Origin of the sequence: Microbacterium sp. H1-D42 (assembly GCF_022637555.1) — a bacterium.
In the GTDB taxonomy this organism is placed as follows: Bacteria; Actinomycetota; Actinomycetes; order Actinomycetales; family Microbacteriaceae; genus Microbacterium.
This window is the reverse complement of record NZ_CP093342.1, coordinates 1,970,618-1,996,532: the sequence shown is the minus strand read 5'-3', so window position 1 is coordinate 1,996,532 and position 25,915 is coordinate 1,970,618. Positions and strand designations below refer to the sequence as shown.

The following is a 25,915-nucleotide window of genomic DNA, read 5'->3' as shown; positions in this document are numbered from 1 at the left end:
CGTCATCACGAGCATCGTCATCGCTGCTCCGGCCGCGCGGCGCACCACGTGCGGGGAGAGACTTTCGGTTCACGCCAACCCTTTCGAAAGGCCCTTAGTCCTTGACTATCCCCGTCTGGTTCGAGGTCACCTCCCTGGTGGTCCTGACCCTCATCCTCATCGGCGACCTTCTTCTGATCCTGAAGCGCCCGCACATCCCGTCGACGAAGGAATCCAGCCTCTGGGTCGCGTTCTACGTGACCCTGGCTCTGATCTTCGCCGCCGTGCTGTTCTTCATCGGCGACGCGAAGACCTCACTGGACTTCCTCACCGGGTGGGCCATGGAGTACAGCCTCTCCATCGACAACCTGTTCGTGTTCGTGCTGATCATGACCCAGTTCTCGGTGCCACGGCGCTATCAGCAGGAAGCGCTGATGGTGGGCATCATCATCGCACTCGTGCTGCGCGCGATCTTCATCATCATCGTCGGCGCCGCCGTCGAGCACCTCAGCCCGATCTTCTACCTGTTCGGCGCGTTCCTGGTCTTCACCGCTGTGCGACAGGCCATGCCCGAGAAGCACGAGGATGACCAGCAGACTGAGGGCTTCATCGTCCGCATGGTGCGCCGGGTCATCCCGATCAGCGACGAGTACGACGGCCCCAAGGTGCGCACGGTCGTGAACGGCAAGAAGATCTGGACGCCGATGCTGATCGTCTTCGTGTCGCTCGGCATCACCGACCTGATGTTCGCCGTCGACTCGATCCCCGCGATCTTCGGCGTGACCACCGACCCGTTCATCGTGTTCACGGCCAACCTGTTCGCACTGATGGGTCTTCGTCAGCTGTACTTCCTGCTCGGCGACCTTCTCGACAAGCTGCGCTACCTGCACTACGGCGTGGCGTTCATCCTCGGCTTCATCGGCATCAAGCTGATCCTGCACGCGATGCACGAGAACGAGCTGCCGTTCATCAACGGCGGTGAGCCGATCGCCTGGGCGCCTGACATCAACAACTGGGTCTCGCTCGGAGTCATCGTCACATCGATGGTCGTCGCCACCGTCGCGAGCCTGATCGCCTCGAGCCGCGAGAAGCGCTCAGCGCTGAACAGCTGAGTCCTAGAAGCGACTGATCCGGAGCGTCACAAAGCGCACGCCCCGCGAGAACCACCCGTCACTGCCGTGTAAACTGACCGGCATGCGGCGGGTGGTTCTTCTTCTTAGCAGCCGCGACGGGATCTGACACAGGCCTTCCTCGTCGCGGCGTCCAACGCGGGCCGACTCATCGAGCCAGAAGGAACACACCGCATGACCAGCAGCACACAGCCGCGCACACTCGCCGAGAAGGTCTGGGACGATCATCTCGTCGTCAAGGGTGCCGACGGTGAGCCCGATCTGATCTACATCGATCTGCACCTGGTGCACGAGGTCACGAGCCCCCAGGCGTTCGACGGTCTTCGGGCCGAGGGGCGTCCGCTGCGACGACTCGACCTGACGATCGCCACCGAGGATCACAACACCCCGACGCTGAACATCGACAAGCCGATCGCCGATCTGACCAGCCGGACCCAGATCGAGACACTGCGCCGCAACGCCGAGGAGTTCGGCGTGCGGCTGCACTCGCTCGGCGACGCCGAACAGGGCATCGTCCATGTCGTCGGCCCGCAGCTCGGGCTGACGATGCCTGGCATCACCGTCGTCTGCGGTGACTCGCACACCTCGACGCACGGCGCGTTCGGCGCCATGGCGTTCGGCATCGGCACCAGCGAGGTCGAGCACGTCATGGCCACCCAGACGCTGCCGCTGAAGCCGTTCAAGACGATGGCGATCACGGTCGAGGGAGAACTGCGCCCCGGCGTCACGGCGAAGGACATCATCCTCGCCGTCATCGCGAAGATCGGCACCGGCGGGGGACAGGGCTACGTGCTCGAGTTCCGCGGCAGCGCCATCCGAGCCCTCTCGATGGAGGGGCGCATGACGATCTGCAACATGTCGATCGAGGCCGGTGCCCGCGCCGGCATGGTCGCCCCCGACGAGACGACCTTCGCCTACGTGAAGGACAAGCCGCACGCCCCACAGGGGCAGGACTGGGACGACGCGGTCGCCTACTGGCGCACGCTGCCCACCGATGAGGGTGCGGTCTTCGACGCCGAGGTGTTCATCGACGCGGCGCAGCTCGAGCCGTTCGTCACCTGGGGTACCAACCCCGGCCAGGGCAGCTCGCTGTCAGCATCCGTGCCGGATCCTGCCGAGATCACGGATGCCAACGAGCGCGCCGCCGCAGAGCGGGCGCTCGACTACATGGACCTGACCCCCGGCACTCCGCTGAAGGAGGTCAAGGTCGACGCCGTGTTCATGGGCTCATGCACCAACAGCCGCATCGAGGACCTCAGGGCGTTCGCCTCGGTCATCCAGGGCAAGAAGAAGGCCGACGGCGTTCGAGTCATGGTGGTCCCCGGCTCCGCACGCGTGCGTCTCGAGGCCGAGGCTGAGGGCATCGACAAGATCGTCGAGGCGTTCGGCGCCGAATGGCGCTTCGCCGGATGCTCGATGTGCCTGGGGATGAACCCCGACCAGTTGGCACCGGGAGAGCGCTGCGCGTCGACGTCCAACCGCAACTTCGAAGGACGACAGGGCAAGGGCGGCCGCACCCACCTCGTCTCGCCGCTGGTCGCTGCCGCGACCGCAGTACGAGGCACACTGTCTAGTCCGGCCGACCTGGAGGGGAGCAACTGATGGAGAAGTTCACCACGCACACCGGAGTCGCAGCGCCCCTCAAGCGCTCCAACGTCGACACCGACCAGATCATCCCGGCCGTCTTCCTCAAGCGCGTCACCAAGACCGGCTTCGAAGACGCGTTGTTCCACGCGTGGCGTCAGGACCCCGAGTTCGTGCTGAATCAGCAGCCGTTCCAGCGGGCATCCGTGCTGGTCGCCGGCCCCGACTTCGGCACCGGATCCAGCCGTGAGCACGCCGTGTGGGCACTGCGCGACTACGGCTTCAAGGTCGTTCTCAGCCCGCGATTCGCCGACATCTTCCGCGGCAACTCCGGTAAGCAGGGACTGCTCGCCGCGACCGTCGACGAGGCCGACATCGAGCGCATCTGGGCGCTGATCGATGAACAGCCAGGGCGCGCGATCACTGTGGACCTCGAGGCGCGCACTGTGACCGTTCCCGGCGCCACTCCTGATTCGGAGCCGCTCTTCCAGACCGCCATCGGGATCGACGATTACACTAGATGGCGGCTCCTCGAAGGGCTCGATGACATCGGGCTCACGCTGCGCAACGAAGACAAGATCGCGCAGTTCGAGGCCCGCCGCGAGTCGTGGCGGCCACGTACGCTCCCCGTCCGCTAGACGAGAAGCAGGTGGGCCGGGGGTCACAAGCCCCCGCGGCATCCGCCGTGATCAATACAGACCTCGCGGCGACCGCCGCGTCTGTCGAGACGAAGAAGAGGCCCGAATGACGACATCCGCGCGCGACGCAGCAGCAGAGCTGGCTCCGGTTCAGACCGCATCCGTGCTCGCGATCCGCGGAGGCAGGCCGCTGCGCGGCCGAGTCGACGTGAAGGGCGCGAAGAACCTCGCCACCAAGGCGATGGTCGCCACGCTGCTTGGCGAGACGGCCAGCACCCTGCGCGATGTGCCGGATCTCAGTGATGTCGCCGTGGTGCGCTCGCTGCTCGAGGTGCACGGTGTCGCCGTCACCGAGGGTGACGAGCCCGGTGCCCTGGTGTTCGACCCGAGTGCCGTCGAATCGGCGCACTACGAGGAGATCGACGCGCACGCCGGTGCATCCCGCATCCCGATTCTGTTCTGCGGCCCGCTGCTGCACCGTCTCGGACAGGCCTTCATCCCCGATCTCGGCGGCTGCCGCATCGGTGATCGTCCGATCGACTTCCACCTCGACGCGCTGCGCAAGTTCGGCGCCGTCGTCGAGAAGGAGCCGAACGGCATCCGCCTATCGGCCCCGAACGGGCTCAGGGGCGCGAACATCCACCTGCCTTACCCGAGCGTCGGGGCCACCGAGCAGGTGCTGCTCACAGCGGTGCGTGCCGAGGGAACGACCGAGCTGCGCAACGCGGCTATCGAGCCCGAGATCATGGACCTGATCGCCGTGCTGCAGAAGATGGGCGCGATCATCTCGTACGAGCCCAACCGGGTGATCCTCATCGAGGGCGTCGAGCAGCTGCGCGGCTACGACCACCGCGCCATCTTCGACCGCAACGAGGCCGCCTCCTGGGCATCAGCAGCGCTGGCCACGGACGGCGAGATCTTCGTCGGCGGCGCCAAGCAGCAGGAGATGCTGACCTTCCTCAACGTGTTCCGCAAGGCCGGCGGCTGGTTCGACGTGCAGGAGGACGGCATCCTCTTCCGCCGCGACGGCGAGCTCAAGCCCGTCATCGTCGAGACCGATGTGCACCCCGGATTCATGACCGACTGGCAGCAGCCGCTGATCGTCGCGCTGACCCAGGCAACCGGCCGCTCGATCGTGCACGAGACGGTGTACGAGAACCGCTTCGGATTCACACAGGCGCTGGTGAAGATGGGCGCCGACATCGAGGTGCACCCGCACGGCCTGCAGGACGGTCCGCGTCGCGTGCCGCGTCGTGAGCTCGAGCAGGCCGCCGTGATCACCGGACCCACGCCGCTGTACGGCGCCGACATCGTTGTGCCCGACCTGCGCGGCGGATACAGCCACGTGATCGCCGCGCTGACGGCCGAGGGCGAGTCGCAGGTCTCGGGTGTCGACATCCTCAGCCGTGGATACGAGAAGTTCCTCGACAAGCTGCGAGTGCTCGGCGCTGACTTCGACGTCGTCCGGTGATCTGATGGCAAGATCCGAACGCAGCCACCCCAGCATGTTCTGGCCGCTCGCGGCTGTCGTCGTGCCGATCCTGTCGCTGATCGCCAAGGTGATCGCGATCCACGACGAGAAGCTGCCGCGGCAGGGAGCATTCGTGCTCGCGCCGAACCACTACTCGGAGTTCGACCCGCTGATCGTCGCCCTGGCGGTGTTCCGCACCGGTCGCCTTCCGCGGTTCATGGCGAAGGAGAGCCTGTTCCGCGTGCCGGTGGTCGGCTGGGTACTGAAGAAGACCGGCATGATCCCGGTCGCACGCTCGTCTTCCGCCGCGGCGGCGAAGCAGACGCTGGCGCAGTCCAAAGAGCTCGTCGAGCACGGCCGCGGGGTGATCGTGTACCCGGAGGGGACGCTGACCCGTGACCCCGACCTGTGGCCGATGCGCGGCAAGTCGGGTGCGGTGCGCCTCGCCCTCTCCGGCGACATCCCGCTGATCCCGGTGGCCCAGTGGGGCACGCAGGAGATCATGGGGCGGTACCAGAAGGGACTGAGCCTGTGGCCGCTGCGCAAGCCGGTCCGCGTGCTGTTCGGCGACCCTGTCGACCTCACAGACCTGCGCGGGCGCGCGGGGGAGCCCGGTGTGCTGAATGAGGCGAATGACCGCCTGATGGCCGCGATCACCGCGCTGCTCGAAGAGCTGCGCGGCGAGAAGGCGCCTGCGACCCGCTGGAACCCGGCACAGCACGGACAGAACGAGACGGGGCGCCTTGAACCGTAAGCGGACCGATGTCACCACGCGCGCCACCATCATCGGCGCGGGCAGCTGGGGCACTACGTTCGGGAAGATCCTCGCCGACGGCGGATCCCAGGTGACCATGTGGGCTCGTCGCCCTGAGCTGGCTCTGGAGATCTCAGAAGCGAAGCGTAACTCCAAGTACCTGCCTGGCATCAACCTGCCGCGCAGCATGATGGCCACGCACGAGATCGCCCGCGCGCTGGAAGGCGCAGATCAGATCTACCTGTCGGTGCCCAGCCAGTCGCTGCGCGAGAACCTGAAGGCCATCAGGCCGCTGCTGACCGAGAGCGACGCCCCCATCATCAGTCTGATGAAGGGCGTGGAGCGCTCGACGGGGCTGCGGATGAGCCAGGTGATCGAGCAGGAGCTGCGGTGCGATCCGGACCGGATCGCAGTGGCATCCGGGCCGAACCTCGCTCTCGAGATCGCGCGCGAGCAGCCGACGGCGGCGGTGATCGCGTCGCGCAGTCAGGAGACGGCGGATGCTGTCGCCCGCACAGCCCGCAACAAGTACTTCCGCTCGTTCGTGAACACGGACGTGATCGGCACCGAGTTCGGCGGCGTGCTGAAGAACCTCATCGCGGTCGCGATCGGCATCGTCGACGGTGTCGGCTACGGCGAGAACACCAAAGCCTCGATCATCACGCGGGGCCTTGTGGAGATGACGGACTTCGCCGTCGCGAACGGCGCGCAGCCCGAGACCCTGCAGGGGCTCGCCGGCCTCGGCGACCTGATCGCGACGTGCCAGTCGCCGCTCAGCCGCAACAACACAGCGGGGCGCCTGCTCGGACAGGGCTACAGCTTTCAGGACGTCATCAAGCAGATGGAGCAGACCGCCGAGGGACTCGCGTCGGTCGCGCCGGTGCTGCAGCTGGCGCACGAGTCCGAGGTGCACATGCCGATCGTCGAGCAGGTGAAGATGGTGCTCGACGGGCGCCTCGACCCGCGCGACATCGCCCCGCACCTCACCACCGACGACGACACTCCGCAGGAGGAGAGAACCAATCATGGACAAGCAGACGGTGGTGGTGCTCTTCGGCGGGCGTTCCAGCGAGCATTCGATCAGTTCCGCAACGGCGGGCGGAGTGCTGGGAGCGATTGACCGCGAGCGGTACACGGTGATCCCGGTCGGGATCACGCGCGAGGGCGCGTTCGTGCTCGAGGAGGACCGTCCCGAGAAGTTCCCGCTCGATGCGGAACACCTTCCCGAGGTGATCGACAACGGCACCAGGGTGCGCTGGCCCGAACCCGGCGGAGATCGGATGCTGCGCGTCGCCGCTCCGGACGGCTCGACCATCGACCTCGGAGAGATCGATGTGGTCCTGCCGCTGCTGCACGGACTGCACGGCGAGGACGGCGCGATCCAGGGCTTCTTCGACGTGATCGAGGTGCCGTACGCGGGTGGAGGGATCCTCGACTCAGCGGTGTGCCTCGACAAGCACTTCACCAAGCTCGCACTGTCGGCAGCCGGAATCGCCGTCGCGCCTGGCATCACGGTGCGCCAGGTGGAATGGGACGCCGATCCCGAGCGCATTCGCGCCGCTGTGGAGGCGCTCGGCGATGTCGTCTTCGTCAAGCCGGCCAGCGCCGGCTCGAGCGTCGGCGTCTCGCGCGTCGACGACGGTGCGGGGCTCGACGAGGCGCTTCGGATCGCGTTCGCCGAGGACGAGAAGGTGCTCGTCGAGACCAAGGTCACCGGCCGTGAGATCGAGGTCGGTGTGCTGGCCGGCCGCGACGGCGCGCGGGCGCGGGCCTCGCTGCCGGGCGAGGTCGTGCTGACCTCGCGCAGCTTCTACGACTTCGAGGGCAAGTACCTCGGCGGCGACGGCGTCGACATCGTCTGCCCTGCGGAGGTCGACGAGCCGCTGATCGCCGCGCTGCAGGACGCCGCTGTACGGGCGTTCGAGGCTGTTGACGGCAAGGGCCTCGCGCGGGTCGACTTCTTCGTGACGCCCGAGGGCGAGCTGGTCGTGAACGAGCTGAACACCATGCCCGGATTCACGCCGATCTCGATGTTCCCGAAGTGCTGGATCGCCTCGGGGCTGAGCTACAGCGAGCTCATCACCGAGCTGATCGAGGCCGGGCTGCAGCGCTGAGCGCTGCTCCCGGGGCCGGGAACCCTGGGTAGGTCACTCAGGCAGTTCGTTCGCCTCGGTGCACGCGCTCGTCGCGGGGATCATGCGGATGCCCGAGACGATGCCGCTGTTCGAGAGCGCCTCGTTCGCGCTGACGACCTCGGTGTCGACGAACACCTGCACAGCGGGGTCGCGCCCGTAGGTCGTCATGCGCATGTTCGGCGACTGTGATTCGTCGACGAGCCAGTCGATGCCTTCCAGAGTGATGCACTGGAGGGTGCTGGTGGGGCCGGGAACCTTGACGCCGCAGGAGACGATGACACTGGTCGGGTCGCCGTAGGCGCCGGTGGCCTGGGCATCGGTCCAGCGGCGATCCTCTCCGGCGACAGCATCCGGCAGACGCACGCTGACCTCTGCGCAGAGCGGGTTGTTCGCATCCGCCGCGGGCTCAAGGGCCACCGTGCTCGAGCAGCCGGTGAGGGCGAGAAGCATGATGGTGCCGGCGGACAGTGCGCCCGCGGTCAGGGCGAGACGACGGAGCATGGTTCCAGGCTACCGTTGTCGACATGGCATCCGCTCCGGACGACGACCAGCGCATCGGCGACATCTCTGAGGGGACGGTGCTCCGCGCGATCCTTGCACGCACGGCGCCGGCCGCAAATACGATCCTCGGGCCGGGGGATGACGCCGCAGTGATCGCGGCACCGTCACGGTCGGTCGTCGCGACCGCTGACACCCTCGTCGAAGGGCCGGACTTCCGCACCGCCTGGTCGAGCGGTTACGACCTCGGCTGGAAGGCCGCCGCCGTCAACCTCGCCGACATCGCTGCCATGGGCGCGGTGCCCACCGGTCTGCTGGTCTCGCTGGCCGTGCCGCGCAGCACCCGGCTGTCGTTCGTCGAGCAGATGGCCGACGGGTTCCGTGAGGCATGCGCAGCGCTCGCCCCCGGATGCTCAGTCGTCGGTGGCGACCTCACCGTGTCGGAGCTGCTGCTGATCGCGGTGACCGCGCTCGGCGACCTCGACGGGCGGGACGCCGTGACCCGCGCTGGCGCCAGGCCGGGCGACGTGGTCGCGCTGGCGGGCGAGCTGGGTGCGGCGGCGGCAGGACTGGCGCTGCTGTTCGCGCGCTTCCGCGCGGGGGAGACGCCGGTGGCGGTGGAGCGGAGCGAATTGGATGCTGCGCAGCGGCACGCCCTCGACAGGCAGCTGCGTCCTGCACCTCCCATCGCGCTCGGTCCGGTCGCGGCGGAAGCCGGGGCGACCGCCATGATGGATGTCTCCGACGGCCTCGCTCTGGATGCCGCGCGGCTGGCGGATGCCTCGGGCGTGACGCTCGCTCTGGATGGCGCAGCACTGGATGCACTCGCCTTCGCGGCCGACCGCGAGCGTGCCATCGGCGGGGGAGAGGATCACGGACTGCTGGCGACGTTCCCGCCCGGAGTGCTGCCGGAGGGATTCCACCGCCTCGGTGTCGTCACCGCTCGCGCGGCGGATGGCGTGCTCGTCGATGGGGCACCCATCACACACGCCGGCTGGGACCCGTATCGGGACTGGGACGGCGCGCTCTAGTCGCGATACGCCAGTGGCTGTTCACCGGCGGGCGTCGCCCACCACAGCGTCGTGTCGCCGTAGGTCTTGCTCCGCAGCAACTCCAGGCCGGCATGTTCCAGCTCTGGCGGTGTCGCGCGCTTGCCTCGTTCGATGACCACCACGGCATCCTCGCTCAACAGCGGAACCAGCGCTTCGAGGTCCGCGGTCATGGCCGCGTCCTCGAGGTCGTACGGCGGATCGCTGAACACCAGGTCAAAAGGTCCCCTCGCCCGGGCGAGATACTGCCGCACGCCGCTCTGGTGAATCTTCGCCGAGGCCGGCACGCCCATGGCTTTCGCCACCACACCAGCGTTGCGCCCGACGGCGGTGGCTGCTGGACGGGACAGTTCGACGAGCTCGACCGCCGCTGCCCCTCTGCTCCAGGCCTCCAGCCCCAGCGCACCGCTGCCCGCATAGAGGTCGAGCACACGGGCGCCGTCGATGGCATCCATCGACTCCAGCGCGCCGAACAGCGACTCGCGCACCCGATCACTCGTGGGGCGCGTGCCGGCGCTCGGCACCTCGAGTCTGGCGCCTCTGGCGCGGCCGGCGATGATCCTGGTCACCCGTTCACGATACGACACGCGTGGGGGCGTGCTGGCGATCGTCGGACGTCCGTCGCCCTCTCTAGACTCGGATCATGGTCTTCGCGCTCGACACGCCGCTCACCGAAGCGCTCGGCAAGACGACAGCGCGCTCACTCGAGAAGGCATTCGGCATGACGACGGTCGGCGCGATGGTGGGGCACTACCCACGCCGCTACGCCGACCGCGGCGAACTCACCCCCATCAGCGAACTGCCGATCGGCGAGACCGTCACGATCGTCGCCGAAGTGGTCTCTTCCACTCCCCGGCAGATGCGCAACCGCAGGGGAGCGATGACCGAGGTGACGATCAGCGACGGTGTCGGCAGGATGTCGCTGACGTTCTTCGCGAAGGACATGCACCACGCGAATTGGCGTGCCGGGCAGCTGGCAGTCGGACGCCGCGGTATCTTCTCGGGCAAGGTCAGCATGTTCCGCGACACCGTGCAGTTCGCGCACCCCGACTACGAGCTCTTCGAAGACACCGAGTCGGCCCAGAAGCAGGCCGATTCGCTGAAGAACGTGCCGATCCCGATCTACCCGGCCACCTCCGCCGTACAGAGCTGGCAGTTCGCGAAGATGATCGCCACCGTTCTCGACAAGCTCGGCGACGTGCCGGACCCGCTGCCGGACGGCCTGCGGCAGCAGGAAGGGCTGCTGACGGCACGGCAGGCGATCGACAGCATCCACCGCCCACAGCGACGCGACGAGATCGACCCGGCCGTGCGCACTCTGCGGGCGCATGAGGCGCTCACTCTGCAGGCTGCATTGCTGCAGCAGCGTGAACAGGTGCGGGCACTCACCGCCACGCCGCGGCACGCGACGCCGGGCGGGCTGCTGGAGCGCTTCGACGCGACCCTGCCGTTCACCCTCACCGCCGATCAGCAGCGCGTCGGCGCCGAGATCGCGGCAGATCTGACGGCCGACCGCCCGATGAACCGGCTGATCCAGGGCGAGGTCGGATCTGGCAAGACGCTCGTCGCGCTGCGCGCCATGCTGCAGGTGGCCGAGTCCGGGGGACAGGCCGCGCTCATCGCCCCCACCGAGGTGCTCGCAGCGCAGCACCTTCGATCGATCACGAAGATGCTCGGGCCCGACGTCGCAGCTCACCTCATCCCGACGCTGCTCACGGGCCAGATGTCGGCGCCGATGCGACGCAAAGCCGCTCTGCGGGTGGCCTCGGGTCAATCCCTGATCGTCATCGGCACTCATGCCCTGCTGTCCGAGAAGACGACCTTCGCCGATCTCGCGCTCGTCGTCGTCGACGAGCAGCACCGCTTCGGCGTCGAGCAGCGCGAGACGCTTCGGGCGAAGGGCACCGCACCGCACGCGATCGTGCTCACGGCGACGCCGATCCCTCGAACGGTCGCGATGACGGTCTTCGGCGACCTCGACACCTCGGTCATCCGCTCGATGCCGGCCGGTCGTGCCGGAATCCAGACTTTCGTCGCCCCCCTCGCCGAGAAGCCGGAGTGGTTCGGACGGGTGTGGGAGCGCGCCGGCGAGGAGATCGCCAAGGGGCGGCAGGTGTTCGCCGTGTGCGCGGCGATCGACACCGAGAAGGACGCGGTGGAATCGGGCGACGCGACGCCACCGGATGCCGAGGGCAAGGGACCGAGGTGGGGCGTCGTGCAGCTGGACGCCACGCTGGCCACTCACCCCGTGCTCTCGCAGGTGCGGCGGGCGGTGCTGCACGGCAAGATGCCCTCCGAGCAGAAGGACGCGGTCATGCAGGCCTTCGCCCGAGGCGAGCTCGACCTGCTCATCGCGACGACCGTCATCGAGGTCGGCGTCGACGTGCCGAACGCCTCGATGATGGTGATCATGGACGCCGATCGCTTCGGTGTCTCGCAGCTGCACCAGCTGCGTGGCCGGGTGGGCCGAGGTGAGCACGCCGGGCTGTGTCTGCTGGTGACAGAGGCCGAGGTCGGGTCTTTGGCGCGCGAACGGGTCGAGGCCGTGGCGGCGACCATCGACGGCTTCGAACTGGCCGAGGTCGATCTCGAGCTGCGCGGCGAGGGCGACGTGCTCGGTGCCGCACAGGCCGGGGTCAAATCGTCGCTGCGACTGCTGCGCGTGGTGAAGGATGCCGGGCTCATCGCGCATGCGCGCGAGCTCGCCGAGGGCATCCTCGAACAGGACCCAACGCTGGCCGACCATCCCGGTCTGCGCGCGGCGATCGAGGGGCGCGTCAGCGAATCCGACCGTGCGGCGCTTGCAAAGAACTGACCGATAGGCTGTGATCGCGCGCCGCAGTGAGCGGCCGGAGGGAGTCGAAGTGAACAGTCGGATCGCCGTCGTCCCAGGATCCTTCGACCCGCCCACTCTCGGTCACCTCGATGTGATCTCCCGTGCCGCGCGTCTGTACGACGAGCTGCATGTGCTGGTGGTGCACAACCCCGGCAAAGAGGCGATGCTGCCGATCGCGCAGCGGATGACTCTGCTCGAGCAGTCGATCGCCGAGGCCGGGATCGAAGGGCACATCATCGTCGGCTCCTGGAGCATGGGACTTCTCGTCGACTATGCGCGTGATGTCGATGCCGGGGTGCTCGTCAAGGGCATCCGCTCGCAGGTCGACGTCGCCTACGAATCGCCCATGGCGATCGTGAACCGCCACCTCGCCGGGATCGAGACGGTGTTCCTGCTGCCAGACCCGTCGCACGCGATGGTGTCGAGTTCGCTGGTGCGGCAGGTCGCGTCTCTCGGCGGCGACGTGTCGCCGTTCGTGCCACCCGTGGTGGCCTCGTTCCTCGACACGGGCGCCCGCGGTCTCTGAACGGGCTTCCGGCCCCGCGGACATGTGGGCCAGGTAGCATGGCGGGGTGAAGTCCCGAGTGAACGGCCCGTTCTTCCTGCCCGTCCGCGATATCGTACGAAAGCCCGGAGAGATGCGAGAGCATCGCTTCGAAGTGACTCTCGCCGACAAGTGGGGTGAGGGGATCGTCACCGTCGAAGCCGGTGAGACGCTGGATCTGGACGTGCGTCTGGAGTCGGTGCACGAGGGGATCCTGGTGTCAGGAACGGTCGATGCCGAGTACGTCGGAGTCTGCGGTCGATGCCTCACAGACATCTCTGCGCCTGTCGAAGTCGAGTTCCAGGAGCTTTTCGCGTATCCTGGACAGGAAGAAACTGACTTCGAGGTTCAAGACGACCACGTGGATCTTGAAACTCTGGTCAGGGATGCGATGGTATTGTCGCTTCCTTTTCAGCCGGTGTGTCAGCCGGATTGCCTGGGGCTCGACCCTGTGACGGGCGAGAAGCTGACCGTTAGCACCGGAGCAGAGAGCGCTGCTCCCATCGATCCACGGTGGAGCGCGCTCCGACAGATCACAGACCAGGACGACACGACAGAGAGTCGTGCCGCCGAGAAAGAAGAGAGCTAGTCATGGCCGGTAACCCCCCGAAGCGCAAGGTCTCCCGTTCGAACACCCGCTCGCGCCGTGCGCAGTGGAAGGCGACGCCCACCGCTCTGGTGAAGACCATCGAGAACGGTCAGGTCGTCTACAGCCGTCCGCACCAGGCCAAGGTCGTCACCGACTCGCAGGGCACTGAGCTGTTCCTCGAGTACAAGGGCCGCAAGGTCGCCGACGTCTGATCGGATCGATCATGTCCGAGACTCTCGCGGGTGAGGTTTCCCTCACCGAGAAGCTCGGCGTAGAGATCGATCCTGAGCTGCTGGAGCGCGCTCTGACGCACCGCTCCTACGCCTACGAGCACGGCGGTATCCCGAACAACGAGCGTCTGGAGTTCCTGGGGGACTCCGTGCTCGGGCTCGCGGTGACCGTCATGCTCTTCACGACGCTTCCCGACCTCGACGAGGGTGAACTGGCCAAGCGGCGCGCAAGCGTCGTCTCGACCGTCGCCCTTGCCGAGGTCGCTCGCGGTATCGGCCTGGGAGAGCACCTCCGCCTCGGCCGTGGTGAGGAGCAGACCGGTGGGCGCGACAAGGACTCGATCCTCGCCGACACCATGGAAGCCGTCTTCGGCGCCACGTTCCTCTCTGCCGGGGCTGACGCCGCCACCGAGCTCGTGCTGCGGCTGACCGAGCCGCTGCTCGCTGATCCGGAGCGCTATGGCGCGGCGATGGATCCGAAGACGAGCCTGCAGGAGCTTGCCGCGCGCCTGGGCAAGACCCCACCCAGCTACGAGGTCGAGGCTGACGGCCCCGATCACGACCGCGTCTTCACGGCGACGGTTCATGTGGGTGACCTCGCCCGCACGGGTGTCGGCACCAGCAAGAAGACCGCTGAGATGGCCGCCGCGCTCACCGCTTGGCGTCAGCTCAGCGACCGGGGCTGAAGCCGGCGTGCCCGAGCTTCCCGAGGTCGAGGTCGTCCGCTCCGGTCTCGCACCCGCCGTCACCAGCGCGCGCATCAGCGCAGTCGATGTGCTCGACGAGCGCGCCCTCACCAGGCATCCGCTCGGCGCCGCCGACTTCGTCGCGCGCCTGGAGGGCCGCGCCGTGCGCGCGGCGGTGCGCCGAGGAAAGTTCCTGTGGCTGCCGCTCGAAGGCGATGACGACGCGCTGATCGCACATCTCGGCATGAGCGGGCAGATGCTGCTGCGCGAATCGGATGCTGTGCGCGAGCGCCATGAGCGAATCCGGCTGCATATCGAGCATCCGCAGCACGGCCGCCTTGCGGTGGCATTCGCCGATCAGCGCACGTTCGGGTCGCTGGCGGTCGACGCGCTAGTCGCGACGGAGGGCGCCGCCGGCGGGTTCGGCAGTGATCTGGCCCAGGTGCCGTCGCAGGTCGCGCACATCGCGCGGGATGCCCTCGACCCGGCCTTCGACGAACGGGCCTTCATCGCTGCCGTGCGCCGCCGGTCGAGTGCGATCAAGCGCATCCTGCTCGACCAGACGCTGATCAGCGGCATCGGCAACATCTACGCGGATGAGGCCCTGTGGGCGGCGCGCATCCATCCCGAGTCGCACGGCGCGGCACTGTCGGCTCAGGCTGTGCGTCGGCTGCTGAGCGAAGTGCGCCTCGTGCTCGAGAAGGCTCTGGCCGAAGGCGGCACCAGCTTCGATGCGCAGTACGTGAACGTCAACGGCCAGGCCGGTTATTTTGCCAGATCGATTGAAGTGTATGGCCGTGGCGGCAAGCCCTGCAGCCGTTGCGGAAGCTTGATCAAGCGCGTTGCCTTCACGAACCGCTCGTCACATTTTTGCCCGGTCTGCCAACGAAAAAGATGATCCAGTTGGGGTGATTGTGGTGTGCGGGCTGGCCCTCACGGGCAGGGCAGTTGAGGACCCAAGGCCGCGTGAATGTACATTACAGTCCAAGAGCTTCATTCCTCCCCGTTCACGTTTACCCGCGTCGGCGCAACGTAGAGCGCTCGCACTCGCTCAATGCGCATATATATTGCTTTCGAACGGTGTCGGTGCCCGGTAGGAGCATCGAGGCATGGACGGCGGGACACCTGTGACCAGAGTGGCCGGTGGGCCTGCCGCTGTTCCGGCTCGCGGCCGGAGCAACTTGAGGTTCGGCTCGATCGCTAGACGCGTTGGAGCGTTCTCGACCGGGTGAATTGCAGGACACCCGTAGTCGGGCCATTTCCCCTGTTCAAGCCTCGTCAGTCATCGGGGGTGCCCGGACCGGGGCCAGTAGGTTAGGGCTGTGAAAATCAAAAGGTCTCAATGGGCGGCTCTCATGCTCGTCGTCCTCGTGCTCGTCGTGCTTTTCTATTTGAGCGCGTACCTCTGGGGGACGTGGTGGAGGCACCCGAACTTCCCGACGCCCGAGGAGTTCTCGGCGCTCTTCGGAGGCGTTGCGCTGATCGCTCTACTGTTCGCCTGGAAGCAGATCAAGCAGGTAGACGATTCCAACCGTGCGCTCATCGAATCGAACGAGGTCGCACTGGAAGTAAGTCTGGAGACGACGCGGCCGCGTATCCAGGTGTACCTCCAAGCGGAGCGCTTCGTCAGCAAGCACCGAGGCGCGCCCGCCGAGGGCACCGTCTATGTTGCACTGACCAATTTCGGAGGTAGCGCGGCGCAGAATGTGAAACTCAGCGTTGATCAGCCGTTCGATTCCCTTCCGGCATTCTTCAACGAACCGAGGGAGACGAACAGGGATCAGCACTTCGAGAGGCTGAACGAAACATTCGACGGCACCGTGCGCTTCGATTACATCCGCCCCGGGGCGAAGTACATCTGGTTCCTCGGGCGAGCGCCGAAGCTTTTCGAGGATGACGGGAACGTGCCCAGGCGGTACCGGATCCACGCGAGCTATGAGTCGCAGTTCAGGAAGACGCCTTACGAGGAAGACTTCGTCATCGATCTTGACGTTGAGAGCAGGATCGAAGCCCCGGTCGACAAGCTGACGCGGATCAGCAAAGACCTAGAGGTGATCGGTGACACCCTCAAGAAGATCAACGGCTCGATACCTGAAACGTTGAGGCTCGACGTCGGTGGCTCGGACCAGGACGACTCCGATTCGAGTTCCGTTCCTGCGTTGAACTCGCCCGAGATGATGGCGCAGCTGCGAGCTTTCGGGGTCCTCGTTCCCGAGGACGAGCCCTCGGCCTCGGCCGAGGAAGTGACCAGCGACTGACAGGACAGCGCAGAACCTCAGTAGTCCAAGGGCTGCAGGGTTCTTCGTTTCTCTGCCGTGCTGGTACGCCTGTCAGAGCCCGAGGTCGAGGTCGACTTTCCGTGTCGGGGCACATGCCGCGGAACAGTTCGGCCTGCACGTCGGTCATCGCCGAGGCACTGTCCATCGGGCTCAGCTGCATGTTCCGGTTGATTTCGTGACGTCAATGAGCGACCGATTGTTGAACGTGGATGGAAGCGTCGCCGGTCGCCCGTAGGGTGGTCGCATGACGGGCGATATTCTTCCATGGCTGCCAGACCGGCACCTCGGCGTCGTCTCCACGCTCGCCCACGCGGACGAGCTGATCGCGCAGGTGGGCGACCTCCTCTTCGACTATATGACGCAACCGAACGGGGTCATCGAGCTCAAGGAAGTCGTGCGAGGGGCGTACAGCGAGACGACCGTCGTCGGGCTGGCACCTATCGCTCGGAAGATCCCGCTGCTGGCGGCAGATGCGCTCGTGGCGCTCCGTGCGGCCATCGAGCACACCTTGTTCGCCGAGGCAGAGTTCCTCAGCGGAACGGCGCTGGACGAGAAGGCCGCCCGCTCGATCGAGATGCCGGCCGCGCTCAGTTACGACAAGTACGCGGAGTGGGTGAGGAATCGTCAGCGCTACGCGCCTGCGGCCATGGCGAAGGGCAGTGAGCTCCTGCGCCGCGTCGAGGGACTCCAGCCCTTCCACCGGAACATCAGGCCGGAGTTGCACCCCATGGCCCGCCTCGCGCTGCACACGAACCACGCCAAGCACCGCACGCCCGCGGTCACCGCCGTGCGCCTCGTCACTATCGTGAGGGACGACGAGATCCCGCTCTCACGTCACAACGTCAGGCTCGAGCCGGAGGTCCCGCTGAGAGTCGGCGACGTCATCGCCCGCACACCGCTCGGCCAGCATGTCCCCGTAGCGCTGTTCCCCACGGTGGGAGCCAACCGTCCGGGGACCGACCAGTGGCCGATACTGATGCACGAGCTGGCCGAGCTCGCTTCCTGGGTCCGGGAACAGGCCGTCCCGAGACTGGTCACCGGGGAGGACCCGCCTCCGGAGAGGATCCCGGCGCGCTACGAGATCACGGTGGCCCACGCGAACGAGCGAGAAGCCATCGCGCGGGGCTCGCTCATTACAGCAGCGGAGCGCACCAAAGTCAGGCTCGGGGCGATGAGCGCCCGCGGCAGTCTGATCGAACTGCTGCTGCCCTTGTCCGCCGAGCTGACCCGCAGCGGGCTCGAGTCCTGGCTAGAAAGCGTCAGCGACCACGAAGTCGTGGAGTGGGCCTCGCAGCTCAAGGAGAGCTTGATCGAGGGCCCGGCGGGGACGCAGGCCGTCATTGATCGGCTCGTGGACGATGCGGCCCGGCACTTGGGTTCGGGACCCGTCAGCTCCGAAACAGCCTGACTCCGCCCCAGGTGTTTCGAATCGGCTGGGCCTACTCTTCGACCTTTCTTCCGGCCGGCACCGCGCGGAGCGTGACGAGGTAGTCATCGCCCGCTTTGGTGAGCTTCCAGTACACGGCTTTGTCGGTGACGGCGCGCTTCTTGGTGCCGGTCGTGATGAGCCGCAAGGCGCGCAGCTGCACGATGATCGACCCCCAGGACTTGTCGGAGATCTCGAGCTCGTCTCGTTCCCAGTCCTGAGACCATTCGCTGCCTTCGCGGAAGATATCGCGGAGCATGTGGCTTTCGAGAGTGGAACGGAGAACGGGCTCAGAGGCTTCATCGAGCATGAACGGCCCGAGCACCTCCATGATCTCGTCCCAGCTGTACGACAGCGTCCCCTCTTCGAGCAGGTCTTGGTACGCGCGCCAGCCTGAATGGATGGCTGTCAGCTCAACGGTTTCTTTGCCGTGCGCGAAGCTGTCGTCGATGTGGGCGAAGGTCGCCGTGCTCGCCTCGAGTTCCTTCTTCTCAAGCTTGGCGATCTTCGCTTCTAGCTCAGCGATGTCGGCGCGGGTCTCCGGCGTCATCGCTTGGTCGCCGCGTACCCAGCCCGGACGCGGGTTGTTCTTGATCAAGTGGATCAGTCCGCGCGTGACCTTCGACCCGAGGTCCGCCGCGTCCTTCCAGTCCTTCGTCATCCGTTTCTGGACCTTGGCCCGGAACTCGTCGAGCTTCCGGGCCGCTGCTTCGCTCTTGTCGGTCTTTCCGACGGGGATCGCGTCAGGGTCAGCAATGACGAACCCCATGACGGGGATGCCGAGCTCGACTGCGTAGTCGTACTCCATCTCGGTGTAGCTGATGCCTTCCTCGGTCATGGAGCCGTAGCGGCCACCGAGGATCACCAGGTAATAGTCGCTCTGCTCGATGACGCCCTTGATCAGCGTCCACTGGTCGTCATTGCCCGCCGGGAACAGCTCCATTCCGGCGGGCATGCAGTCCAGCTCCAGCAAAGCCTGCATCACCTCGCGGCGCTCGTTGACGAGATCGACGAAAGTCGAGCTGATAAATACTTGGTACCGCTTGTCCATGCCTCAGATGCTATCGGCGGCATAGGACGTGGAGCCCCGCCGCCAGTCTCGGGTCATGCCAGCCCGCACAAAGTACTTTGTCTTCGAGCCATTCGGCATCCTCGCGAGCATTGTGGCCACGGCACTGACGATCTTCCTACCATTGTTGCAAGTGGGGCCTGGGTAGTCGCGAACGCGGTCTGGGCCGTTTGGGTCGCGCTACTGTCGCTTCCGGCCTGCTCGCTTTCGCTCGCTCGGTCAGGTACAGCCGGATCTCGCGGCCGCATGAATGTCCATTACTGCGGTAGTCAGGTTATTTTGCGCATTCCCTAAATGCCTATGGTCGTACCGACCAGGCATGTGCACGATGTGGATCACCCATCCGCCGGGTGAAATTTATGAACCGATCCTCGTTTTTCTGTCCTCAGTGTCAGCGCAAGCGCTCTTCGTAGTCACAAGCCTATGCGATCATCGGACGCAGTTTTTCCCTGATCAAGCATAACTTCGCAAAAGTATCGCTTAGTACTCGCTATGGTCGCTCAATACGCATAAAGATCAGTTCGGCGGGTGCGAGCGGCCCGTTACATCCCGGGCATGTCGCTCTTGCCGAGGGTCCATTCTGCGAAGTCGCCACCACAGACCGAGCACGTCCGGTAGTCGTCGCCGGTGGGCACGCCCTGTACGTCGCCGAGCTCGTCGTGCTCCGTTCGGCCAGGCTATCTGGGTTCCAGGCCGTCAGGCCGTCTCTGCGATCAACTCGCCGTCGCCCAGCGGCTCCTCGGTCGGGATCTCCTCGCGCTCCAGGGCACGCATAAGAAGGACGGCCCGGATCTCCCTGATCCGGGGCTTGGGTAGACCGCGGAAATCAACGAAGCAGTGGCCCGGAGCTCGCCGGCCGCTCGCCGGAAGCGGCGTGTCCGAGTCGTCGACGAGGTATCGCCCCGTCTCGATGACCTCGCTCACAGACACCGCCCATACGCCTGCCGACGGCGTGTTCGCATACGCCGTGTGCCAGTCGCGCGCGGCCTGGGGCGTCACGATGCTCGACCGGGAGTAGGACGGCTTACCGCCGTCCGCGCTGCTGGGCCCGAAGACGTGGGACGACGGTTTGCCGTTCTGCTCGAGCATCTTGGGTGTGAGCTGTCGGTAGGCGAGCTCGTCGGCGTCCGTCATCAGCCGCTCGCCCTGCAGGAGCCCGACGTCGGGAGCGGTCATGCCTCGTCCGCCCTGATGAACGCGACGACCACAGTCAGGTCGCCGGTGCTGTCGTGCTCGCCGGTCTGTTGATCTGACGTGATCGTGAAGGTCTCGAACGTCCCGTCCTCGAGGATCTCGATGCTCCGGACCGCGGCGGGGCTGCTCCATTCAAGGAGCACTCCGCCGTCCTCGGTCGGGAAGATGCCAGGTGAGGCATTCCCCGTCGCGTCAATCTCGCGCAGCAGGAGCTGCGCGGCGTCCAGCGAGACCGACGAGACTTGGGCGGCCGCGGCCCCGTCCCACTGCGGGGCCAGGCCCGCGAGTTCCGCGAGCCGAGCGCCCCATGTGGTGTCGTCGAACTCGACCTGCTCGAGCGAGCGCGTCTCCCAGAATCGCCAGATGGATCCGTCCGCCTTCCGCTGGAGCTCGCCGGTGATGCGCGTCAGCGGCCCCTGCTCCTCCGAGTTCAGCACCTTGCGGAAGTCTTCGAGAAGCGCCGGCGCGTTGCGGTAGTGACCTCGGATCTTGTGTCCGTCGGGAAGCGTCAGCTCGTATGACATCTTGTCCGCGTCCAGCACGGTAATTCGGCCGATGAGGCTCTGCTCGTCCTTCTGGAGCTTCGAAGACGGCGTCTCCTCGGGCGATTGAAGGAAAGAGTCGATCTTCGCCAGCCTGACGATCGCGGTCTTGCGCGTCTCGACCGTCACCATGACCGGAGCGGCATCGGGCCCGTCGACGTAGAACTCCATCGATTGCTCGGGCGTGAGCGTGCCACCGAGATGCGACAGCGTCTCGAAGAAGAGCGAGTCCTCCTCCGGCGACAGCAGGGGAAGGTCTGGGACCTCCTCGTCGCGGTACGCGGCGGCGATCACGCTATTGACCATGTCGCTCGCGTCCTGCGCCTCGGCCTGGTACTGCACGTACTCCTGCTGCTGCTCGAAGGCGAGGAAGACGTCGGCGCTGCCTTCGTTGATCTCCTCGATAGTCAGGCTAACGGCGTCAGCGAAGCCGGCCGGCAGTTCCTCACCGGGGTGCTCGCTCCGCCACTGCGCCGCTGCGGCGATGCGCACGACCTTCTGGTAGTCCTGGAGTTCGGAGAGTGAGTCGATGGGCAGACGACCACCGTCGAAGCGCGCGCCGGTGAGGCGGACGCGCTTGACGTCTGGACGGTCTTCATCTCCCACGGGCTTATGCTATCGGGATCCCGGACACCGTCTACACGCCCAAGTGGGAGCCACCCACCCACGTGCTCATTGGCCGTCGATCTCCCGCACGGCGACCAGAGGCGTCGCACATGGGCCTGGCTGGTCCCGGTGCTCGGCTTCGCGGCGGCGATGGTTGGTGTCGTCGTCGCAATTTTGATGGTCGACGCTGCGATGCTGAAGTAGTGCGTCGCTGCACGCACGCCTTCGGTTCCCGACGTAGCGCCGAACCGCGTGCAACACGTCCGCGATGGTCGCGAGACCGGCGGGCTGATCCAGCGGGTTGGCTGAGCGAGGCGCATGTCTCACGCCGGTGCCATGATGTGGGCATGGACCCGATCGACCCTGAGTGGCTGGACACGTCGGTGAGTATCTATCGCTGCGACGCCGATGCCGATGTCTTGCGGGGCTTCAGCGCCACGGTGCGGTACACCGGTGACGAAGACTCAGAGCCGAGGGAGATCGGGCGGCTCAGCGGCTGGCTCACCAGGGAGGTCTACTCCGACGTCGCCGACGCTGGCGATGCCCTGAGCGCCGACGGGATGATCCTCGGATATGCCACGCAGAAGCTCCTCGAGGAGCACGAAGGCGATCGGGTCCTCGACGCCGTGGTCATGCTCGACCGCGCGTCGCTGGAACCCGAGTACCGCGGCCAGAAGCTTCTCGGCGCGCTGGTCGACGACCTGCTGGACGTGCTCCAGCTCGAACCGACGGAGACCATCGTCGTCGTATTCCCCGAGCCGCTGCCTCTGGTCCGCGGTGCGCCGCGCCCCGAAGGCGAGGAGCGCGAAGCGGGTCTGCGCAAGCTTGCCGGCGCGCTGGTGGCGGCCGGGTTCGAGCCGATCGATGACGAGGAGCAACTCGCTGACGACGAGGCCGACACGGTCTGGTGGCGGCCTTTTTCCGACTGATCGATGCTGGACCATGCATTAGGCATGCGGGTGCCTGTGACCGGCGCTGAGGCCGGCAGCGCCCCTAGAACGGATCTCGCGGGACAATGGATCTTCCGCCCCCCTGACGGAGGCCCCGGGAAAGCGAGCGCAGGTGACCGACAGGATCTACTACGAGGACCAGGCCGACTGGGCTCCTTCGGACTACTACGCGCTGTGGCGCTACTTCGACCGTCTGGCCGAGTACGTCGGCCCTACACAGGCGCAAGTACAGCACCCCGAGCACCGATCAGCCAGGATCCAGGCCCGCAAGAGCACCGTCCGCGACGAGGAGCTGGCGAGCATCGACCTGAGCCAGATGCCTCCCGAAAGCCGGTTGTTGCTGCGCGCCGTGCTGAGGTCGCAGCAACGCTACGAGCTCGCGCTGGAGAACTTCCCGAACTTCGGTGGGCTGAGCGACGCCGTACGGCATGCGGAGCCCGAGGGCTTCGACCAGTACCCGCCTGCTGTACAGGCACAGCTGCAGACTCACGATTGACCCCGTTGGACACTGGACGTCCCGCCGATCGCAGGACGGAGCCATCATGACGCCCACCGAGTTCGACTGTTCCCTCGACCCCGAGTGCGCCCTCGGCTACAGCGAAGGCGCAGCTGCGCGAGCATCTCGGTGACAGGTGCGCGGCCTGAGCTCTTTGGCGAGGACCGTCTCGAGGTCCCGACGGGTAGAGGCACGGATCAGGGCTCCTTCGAGAGCGCTCCGAAACGAGCGCGACGACACCTTCACGGGCACCTTCGGCAGATTGCCGACGAGAGCCTCGAAGAAGTTGATGTCGTCCATGCCCCAGATGCTATCGGCCGCCCGTGACATCCTCTCGATAGGCTGATCCCACGATTCGGAGGGACACCCCGTGATGAGCAACTTGGGCGGCTACCAGGTGATTACGACGCTGATTAAGCGCGTCGGCGGGCCTGAGAACGCGATGAAGCTGGCCGCTGCAGCCGGGGGCCTCCTGCTCGTCGCGGGCGGTGCTGCTCATGCGGGCATCGAGAAGGCCACCCCGGCTATCAAGAAGAAGGCGGAACAGCTGTTCGAGAAGTGGCGGAGCCGAGCAGGGGCCACTGACGAACTGGCCGGCTCCGTCTACACGGTCACTGCGGCGGCCGAGAGCGACCAGGGCGTGTCCTTCAACGTCGGCGACACGTTCCGCGTGCTGGAGCGAGACGCCAACGCGGTGCTGATCGAACTGATCGGCAACGACCTCAATCCGTGGGTCATCTCGGCTGATCTCCTGGCGGAGATCTCTGGCTTCCCGGCCGATCTCGACTCCGCGGCCCCGGAGGCCTGAGCGCCGTGGCCGCGAGGTCCGCCTCGGACGAGCACTACGTCCTCGATCTGTGCGACGAGATCCTCGGCACGCCGTGCCTGCGTCAGGCCACGTTCGACTGGCTCCGCGGCGACCCCTCGCCGAGTCGGCCGCTGGGAACCAAGCTGCCCGTCGACGGCTACTGGAGGGAACTCAGCCTGGTCGTCGAGTTCCAGGAGGAACAGCATTACGAGCCGTCGCCGTTCTTCGACCGCAGGCAGACGGTGTCAGGGGTCGGACGCGGGGATCAGCGCCGCCTCTACGACGCTCGCAAGCGGGAGCTCGTGCCGGCGAATGGGCTGAAGCTCGTCGTGATCGCGAAGTCCGAGTTCGTCCTCAAGTCGAAGCGGATCGTCCGCGAGCACGCAAGAGACAGCGGCATCGTTGGGGTGCTCCTCGGCTCAGTCCGCGCCTGAAAGCTCGACGCTATTCGTTGGTCCTCACCGCGCTCGGCACTGCACGGAGCGCGACCAGGTAGTTGTCTCCAGCCTGCGTGAGCTTCCAGTACACGGCCTTGTCGCTGACGGTGCGCTTCTTAGTGCCGTTGATGATGAGGCGCAACGCTCGAAGCTGCACGATGATGGACCCCCACGACTTGTCGGTGATCGAGGCCGACTCGTGCGACATGTCGTTCGTCCAGTTGTCCGGGTCGTTCTGGATGTCACTGAGCATATGGCTATCGAATGTCTGACGGAGCATCGGCTCGGGAGCTTCGTCGATCATGAACGGGCCGAGCACTTCGATGATCTCGTCCCATGTGTAGGTGAGGTCGCCCAGTTCCTCCATGCTCCCGTTGGCATAGCTGTAGCCCTTATGCACCAGCGCAAGCTCAACCTGTTCCTGGCCATGAGCGAAGCTGTCGTCGATTTGAGCAGCGGTCACGGTGCTCGTCTCGATCTCCTTCTTCTCCAGTTTCGCGATCGTCGCTTCCAGCTCGGCGATCTTCACCCGCGTCTCGGGTGACATTGCCTGGTCGCCTCGTACCCAGCCGGGACGTGGGTGCTTCTTGATCAGATGCGTGAGCCCGAGGGCCACCTTTCCCGCGAGGTCCGGTCCATCGCGCCAAGCCTTCGTCATACGGGTCTGCACCTTGGCACCGAACTCGTCGAGCTTCTTCGCCGCTGCCTCGTTCTTGTCGGTCTTGCCGACCGGAATCGCGTCGGGGGCGGCGATGACGAAGCCCATCACGGGGATACCCAGCTCGACGGCGTAGTCGTACTCCTTCTCGGTGTAACTGATGCCCTCCTCTGTCATCGAGCCGTATCTGCCGCCGAGCACCACCAAGTAGTAGTCGCTCTGTTCGATGACTCCCTTGATCAGCGTCCACTGGTCTTCGTTGGCCGCCGGGAACAGCTCCATGCCGGCAGGCATGCAGTCCATCTCGAGCAGCGCCTGCATTACCTCGCGCCGCTCGTCGACGAGGTCGACGAAGGTCGAGCTGATGAATACCTGGTACCGCTTGTCCATGCCTCAGATGCTATCGGCGACGTACGACGCTGATTCCCCGCCGATAGTCTCGGGTCATGCCAGCTCGCACAAAGTTCTTCATCTTCAAGCGTTTCGGCATCCTCGCGACCGTTGTGGCCACGACCCTGACGATCCTGCTCCCGTCGCTGCAGGGTGTGGCGTGGGTCAACGAGCACGCGGTCTGGGCCGTGTGGGTCGCGCTGCTCGTGCTGACGACCGCGGTGGTGCTGTTGCATGCTCGACTGGCCGCCGTGCACGAGATGCTGGAGAACGCGCGAGCCGATGCGGCGAGCGAGAAGGGTCGGGCCGACAACGCCGTAGCACGTGCAAGTGAGGCCGAGGCGCGCGCTGAGCTGGAGGGACGCAGGGCCGCGGAAGCCATCGAGGCGTCCAACGCAGCGACCGAGACGCTCGAAGCTGCGGCGCGGCTCGCGTCGGATGCCCGTATGGGCGACTCCGACCGCGCCCTCGCCGACAAGCTCAATGCCTACGCCTCCAACTCGAACGTCCTCAATGAGCTAGCCGAGTTCTTCCCGTACAAGATCTCGCGAGAGCTCGTCGACGCGGCGCGGGAGCTGTCCGAGCTGCCACGAACACGTGCGCCCCACAACGCCGGCCTCAAGGACCAGCTCGCTGTGCTGTCCGAAGCCGCGGAGGCATGGTTCCGGCAGTTCCTCCGCGTGGCCTGGACCGAGGACGACCACTACTCCACGAGGCTCGATCCCATCGCTTCCGTGGCTGCGCGCAAAGAACACGAAGTGCAGACCGACGGACTCGTCCAACTCGGCTTCGACCTGCACTCGAAGCTCCTCGGGTATCAGCAGTACCACGCGTCGTTGGAGACGCTGCCCAGGGGATGAACGGCCGACGTGCGGACCGGCCGCGGACAAGCCCTCGGCGGTCGCGTTCAAGCTCGCTCGCTATCGCTCGTTCTGGC

The 25,915-nt window shown here is 66.2% G+C and carries 27 protein-coding genes and 1 pseudogene; 22 read left to right on the top strand and 6 right to left on the bottom strand.

The annotated features are described in order from the left end of the window. Positions 1 to 101: 101 nt before the first annotated feature. The 7 genes from MNR00_RS09555 to MNR00_RS09525 all read left to right on the top strand — a co-directional run bounded on the left by MNR00_RS09555 (position 102) and on the right by MNR00_RS09525 (position 7,670). On the top strand, positions 102 to 1,091 hold the full coding sequence (locus MNR00_RS09555; RefSeq protein ID WP_241925701.1) for a TerC/Alx family metal homeostasis membrane protein: 990 nt from the start codon (positions 102 to 104) through the stop codon (positions 1,089 to 1,091). A gap of 192 nt (positions 1,092 to 1,283) precedes the next feature. After that, positions 1,284 to 2,711 carry a 3-isopropylmalate dehydratase large subunit gene (leuC, locus tag MNR00_RS09550; protein ID WP_241925700.1) on the top strand — a complete coding sequence of 476 codons (1,428 nt, stop codon included), beginning with the start codon at positions 1,284 to 1,286 and terminating at the stop codon, positions 2,709 to 2,711. After that, positions 2,711 to 3,331 (top strand): 3-isopropylmalate dehydratase small subunit, encoded by a 621-nt coding sequence (gene leuD, locus MNR00_RS09545; RefSeq protein WP_241925699.1) that lies wholly within the window; start codon positions 2,711 to 2,713, stop codon positions 3,329 to 3,331. The genes leuC and leuD overlap by 1 nt, the downstream gene beginning before the upstream one ends. 106 nt (positions 3,332 to 3,437) lie before the next feature. Further along, entirely contained in the window at positions 3,438 to 4,802 is a 1,365-nt protein-coding gene (murA, locus tag MNR00_RS09540; protein WP_241925698.1) for a UDP-N-acetylglucosamine 1-carboxyvinyltransferase, read from the top strand. 4 nt (positions 4,803 to 4,806) lie between these two features. After that, entirely contained in the window at positions 4,807 to 5,556 is a 750-nt protein-coding gene (locus MNR00_RS09535; RefSeq protein WP_241925697.1) for a lysophospholipid acyltransferase family protein, read from the top strand. Then, a complete protein-coding gene (locus MNR00_RS09530) occupies positions 5,546 to 6,676 on the top strand; it encodes an NAD(P)H-dependent glycerol-3-phosphate dehydrogenase (protein ID WP_241925696.1) in 1,131 nt (376 codons plus the stop codon). The genes MNR00_RS09535 and MNR00_RS09530 overlap by 11 nt, the downstream gene beginning before the upstream one ends. Further along, positions 6,582 to 7,670 carry a D-alanine--D-alanine ligase family protein gene (locus tag MNR00_RS09525; RefSeq protein WP_241925695.1) on the top strand — a complete coding sequence of 363 codons (1,089 nt, stop codon included), beginning with the start codon at positions 6,582 to 6,584 and terminating at the stop codon, positions 7,668 to 7,670. Before MNR00_RS09530 ends, MNR00_RS09525 begins: the two co-directional genes overlap by 95 nt. Before the next feature lie 33 nt (positions 7,671 to 7,703). On the opposite strand, the gene MNR00_RS09520 is transcribed toward MNR00_RS09525, so the two are convergent. After that, complete coding sequence (locus MNR00_RS09520) at positions 7,704 to 8,192, bottom strand: DUF3515 family protein (RefSeq protein WP_241925694.1); 489 nt, start codon at positions 8,190 to 8,192, stop codon at positions 7,704 to 7,706. Between the two features lie 23 nt (positions 8,193 to 8,215). Between MNR00_RS09520 and thiL the strand changes: the two genes are divergently transcribed. Continuing rightward, the gene (gene thiL / locus MNR00_RS09515; RefSeq protein WP_241925693.1) at positions 8,216 to 9,220 is read left to right on the top strand and encodes a thiamine-phosphate kinase; all 1,005 of its coding nucleotides are present in this window, start codon (positions 8,216 to 8,218) and stop codon (positions 9,218 to 9,220) included. On the opposite strand, the gene rsmD is transcribed toward thiL, so the two are convergent. Beyond that, complete coding sequence (gene rsmD, locus MNR00_RS09510; RefSeq protein ID WP_241925692.1) at positions 9,217 to 9,807, bottom strand: 16S rRNA (guanine(966)-N(2))-methyltransferase RsmD; 591 nt, start codon at positions 9,805 to 9,807, stop codon at positions 9,217 to 9,219. The two genes, thiL and rsmD, sit on opposite strands and share 4 nt — an antisense overlap. A 74-nt stretch (positions 9,808 to 9,881) precedes the next feature. Between rsmD and MNR00_RS09505 the strand changes: the two genes are divergently transcribed. From MNR00_RS09505 to MNR00_RS09470, 8 genes are all read left to right on the top strand, one after another. Then, a complete protein-coding gene (locus MNR00_RS09505; RefSeq protein WP_241925691.1) occupies positions 9,882 to 12,053 on the top strand; it encodes an ATP-dependent DNA helicase RecG in 2,172 nt (723 codons plus the stop codon). A gap of 49 nt (positions 12,054 to 12,102) precedes the next feature. Then, positions 12,103 to 12,600 (top strand): pantetheine-phosphate adenylyltransferase, encoded by a 498-nt coding sequence (gene coaD / locus MNR00_RS09500; RefSeq protein ID WP_241925690.1) that lies wholly within the window; start codon positions 12,103 to 12,105, stop codon positions 12,598 to 12,600. A gap of 58 nt (positions 12,601 to 12,658) precedes the next feature. Then, positions 12,659 to 13,207 carry a DUF177 domain-containing protein gene (locus tag MNR00_RS09495; RefSeq protein WP_241928813.1) on the top strand — a complete coding sequence of 183 codons (549 nt, stop codon included), beginning with the start codon at positions 12,659 to 12,661 and terminating at the stop codon, positions 13,205 to 13,207. Between the two features lie 2 nt (positions 13,208 to 13,209). Next, positions 13,210 to 13,419, top strand: a complete 210-nt coding sequence (rpmF, locus tag MNR00_RS09490) for a 50S ribosomal protein L32 (RefSeq protein WP_241925689.1) — start codon at positions 13,210 to 13,212, stop codon at positions 13,417 to 13,419. An 11-nt stretch (positions 13,420 to 13,430) separates the two neighbouring features. Next, positions 13,431 to 14,123, top strand: a complete 693-nt coding sequence (gene rnc / locus MNR00_RS09485; RefSeq protein WP_241925688.1) for a ribonuclease III — start codon at positions 13,431 to 13,433, stop codon at positions 14,121 to 14,123. A gap of 7 nt (positions 14,124 to 14,130) precedes the next feature. Further along, a complete protein-coding gene (mutM, locus tag MNR00_RS09480; RefSeq protein WP_241925687.1) occupies positions 14,131 to 15,021 on the top strand; it encodes a bifunctional DNA-formamidopyrimidine glycosylase/DNA-(apurinic or apyrimidinic site) lyase in 891 nt (296 codons plus the stop codon). Between the two features lie 457 nt (positions 15,022 to 15,478). Next, positions 15,479 to 16,381 carry a hypothetical protein gene (locus MNR00_RS09475; RefSeq protein ID WP_241925686.1) on the top strand — a complete coding sequence of 301 codons (903 nt, stop codon included), beginning with the start codon at positions 15,479 to 15,481 and terminating at the stop codon, positions 16,379 to 16,381. A 265-nt stretch (positions 16,382 to 16,646) separates the two neighbouring features. Next, a complete protein-coding gene (locus tag MNR00_RS09470; protein ID WP_241925685.1) occupies positions 16,647 to 17,810 on the top strand; it encodes a hypothetical protein in 1,164 nt (387 codons plus the stop codon). Positions 17,811 to 17,841: 31 nt separating this feature from the next. Here the strand turns inward: MNR00_RS09470 and MNR00_RS09465 are convergent, their stop codons facing one another. Beyond that, positions 17,842 to 18,879, bottom strand: coding sequence for a DUF4062 domain-containing protein (locus MNR00_RS09465; protein ID WP_241925684.1), 1,038 nt, complete (start codon positions 18,877 to 18,879; stop codon positions 17,842 to 17,844). A 287-nt stretch (positions 18,880 to 19,166) separates the two neighbouring features. Between MNR00_RS09465 and MNR00_RS09460 the strand changes: the two are divergent. After that, positions 19,167 to 19,310, top strand: a pseudogene (locus tag MNR00_RS09460) (zinc finger domain-containing protein); the annotation flags it as partial. Between the two features lie 283 nt (positions 19,311 to 19,593). On the opposite strand, the gene MNR00_RS09455 reads toward MNR00_RS09460, so the two are convergent. Together MNR00_RS09455 and MNR00_RS09450 are read right to left on the bottom strand one after the other, a co-directional pair. Next, positions 19,594 to 20,073 carry a hypothetical protein gene (locus MNR00_RS09455; RefSeq protein WP_241925683.1) on the bottom strand — a complete coding sequence of 160 codons (480 nt, stop codon included), beginning with the start codon at positions 20,071 to 20,073 and terminating at the stop codon, positions 19,594 to 19,596. Further along, positions 20,070 to 21,239 carry a hypothetical protein gene (locus MNR00_RS09450; RefSeq protein WP_241925682.1) on the bottom strand — a complete coding sequence of 390 codons (1,170 nt, stop codon included), beginning with the start codon at positions 21,237 to 21,239 and terminating at the stop codon, positions 20,070 to 20,072. The genes MNR00_RS09455 and MNR00_RS09450 overlap by 4 nt, the downstream gene beginning before the upstream one ends. A gap of 347 nt (positions 21,240 to 21,586) precedes the next feature. Between MNR00_RS09450 and MNR00_RS09445 the strand changes: the two genes are divergently transcribed. The 4 genes from MNR00_RS09445 to MNR00_RS09430 all read left to right on the top strand — a co-directional run bounded on the left by MNR00_RS09445 (position 21,587) and on the right by MNR00_RS09430 (position 23,927). Further along, positions 21,587 to 22,168: a hypothetical protein gene (locus tag MNR00_RS09445; RefSeq protein ID WP_241925681.1), complete on the top strand. Its 582-nt coding sequence runs from the start codon at positions 21,587 to 21,589 to the stop codon at positions 22,166 to 22,168. A gap of 133 nt (positions 22,169 to 22,301) precedes the next feature. Then, the gene (locus MNR00_RS09440) at positions 22,302 to 22,685 is read left to right on the top strand and encodes a hypothetical protein (protein ID WP_241925680.1); all 384 of its coding nucleotides are present in this window, start codon (positions 22,302 to 22,304) and stop codon (positions 22,683 to 22,685) included. A gap of 382 nt (positions 22,686 to 23,067) precedes the next feature. Next, on the top strand, positions 23,068 to 23,493 hold the full coding sequence (locus tag MNR00_RS09435) for a hypothetical protein (protein WP_241925679.1): 426 nt from the start codon (positions 23,068 to 23,070) through the stop codon (positions 23,491 to 23,493). A gap of 5 nt (positions 23,494 to 23,498) precedes the next feature. Continuing rightward, positions 23,499 to 23,927 (top strand): hypothetical protein, encoded by a 429-nt coding sequence (locus MNR00_RS09430; RefSeq protein WP_241925678.1) that lies wholly within the window; start codon positions 23,499 to 23,501, stop codon positions 23,925 to 23,927. A 10-nt stretch (positions 23,928 to 23,937) separates the two neighbouring features. Here MNR00_RS09430 and MNR00_RS09425 read toward each other — a convergent pair whose 3' ends face one another. Then, positions 23,938 to 24,978: a DUF4062 domain-containing protein gene (locus MNR00_RS09425; protein ID WP_241925677.1), complete on the bottom strand. Its 1,041-nt coding sequence runs from the start codon at positions 24,976 to 24,978 to the stop codon at positions 23,938 to 23,940. Positions 24,979 to 25,034: 56 nt separating this feature from the next. Here MNR00_RS09425 and MNR00_RS09420 point away from each other — a divergent pair, with 56 nt between their 5' ends. Beyond that, the gene (locus tag MNR00_RS09420; RefSeq protein ID WP_241925676.1) at positions 25,035 to 25,838 is read left to right on the top strand and encodes a hypothetical protein; all 804 of its coding nucleotides are present in this window, start codon (positions 25,035 to 25,037) and stop codon (positions 25,836 to 25,838) included. Positions 25,839 to 25,915: the final 77 nt, after the last annotated feature.

Coding starts and splice junctions, on each gene's coding strand:
- leuC (WP_241925700.1), top strand. CDS start 1,284: ATGACCAGCAGCACACAGCCGCGCACACTCGCCGAGAAGGTCTGGGAC.
- leuD (WP_241925699.1), top strand. CDS start 2,711: ATGGAGAAGTTCACCACGCACACCGGAGTCGCAGCGCCCCTCAAGCGC.
- murA (WP_241925698.1), top strand. CDS start 3,438: ATGACGACATCCGCGCGCGACGCAGCAGCAGAGCTGGCTCCGGTTCAG.
- MNR00_RS09535 (WP_241925697.1), top strand. CDS start 4,807: ATGGCAAGATCCGAACGCAGCCACCCCAGCATGTTCTGGCCGCTCGCG.
- MNR00_RS09525 (WP_241925695.1), top strand. CDS start 6,582: ATGGACAAGCAGACGGTGGTGGTGCTCTTCGGCGGGCGTTCCAGCGAG.
- MNR00_RS09520 (WP_241925694.1), bottom strand. CDS start 8,192: ATGCTCCGTCGTCTCGCCCTGACCGCGGGCGCACTGTCCGCCGGCACC.
- thiL (WP_241925693.1), top strand. CDS start 8,216: ATGGCATCCGCTCCGGACGACGACCAGCGCATCGGCGACATCTCTGAG.
- MNR00_RS09505 (WP_241925691.1), top strand. CDS start 9,882: ATGGTCTTCGCGCTCGACACGCCGCTCACCGAAGCGCTCGGCAAGACG.
- rpmF (WP_241925689.1), top strand. CDS start 13,210: ATGGCCGGTAACCCCCCGAAGCGCAAGGTCTCCCGTTCGAACACCCGC.
- rnc (WP_241925688.1), top strand. CDS start 13,431: ATGTCCGAGACTCTCGCGGGTGAGGTTTCCCTCACCGAGAAGCTCGGC.
- MNR00_RS09475 (WP_241925686.1), top strand. CDS start 15,479: ATGCTCGTCGTCCTCGTGCTCGTCGTGCTTTTCTATTTGAGCGCGTAC.
- MNR00_RS09470 (WP_241925685.1), top strand. CDS start 16,647: ATGACGGGCGATATTCTTCCATGGCTGCCAGACCGGCACCTCGGCGTC.
- MNR00_RS09465 (WP_241925684.1), bottom strand. CDS start 18,879: ATGGACAAGCGGTACCAAGTATTTATCAGCTCGACTTTCGTCGATCTC.
- MNR00_RS09455 (WP_241925683.1), bottom strand. CDS start 20,073: ATGACCGCTCCCGACGTCGGGCTCCTGCAGGGCGAGCGGCTGATGACG.
- MNR00_RS09445 (WP_241925681.1), top strand. CDS start 21,587: ATGGACCCGATCGACCCTGAGTGGCTGGACACGTCGGTGAGTATCTAT.
- MNR00_RS09425 (WP_241925677.1), bottom strand. CDS start 24,978: ATGGACAAGCGGTACCAGGTATTCATCAGCTCGACCTTCGTCGACCTC.
- MNR00_RS09420 (WP_241925676.1), top strand. CDS start 25,035: ATGCCAGCTCGCACAAAGTTCTTCATCTTCAAGCGTTTCGGCATCCTC.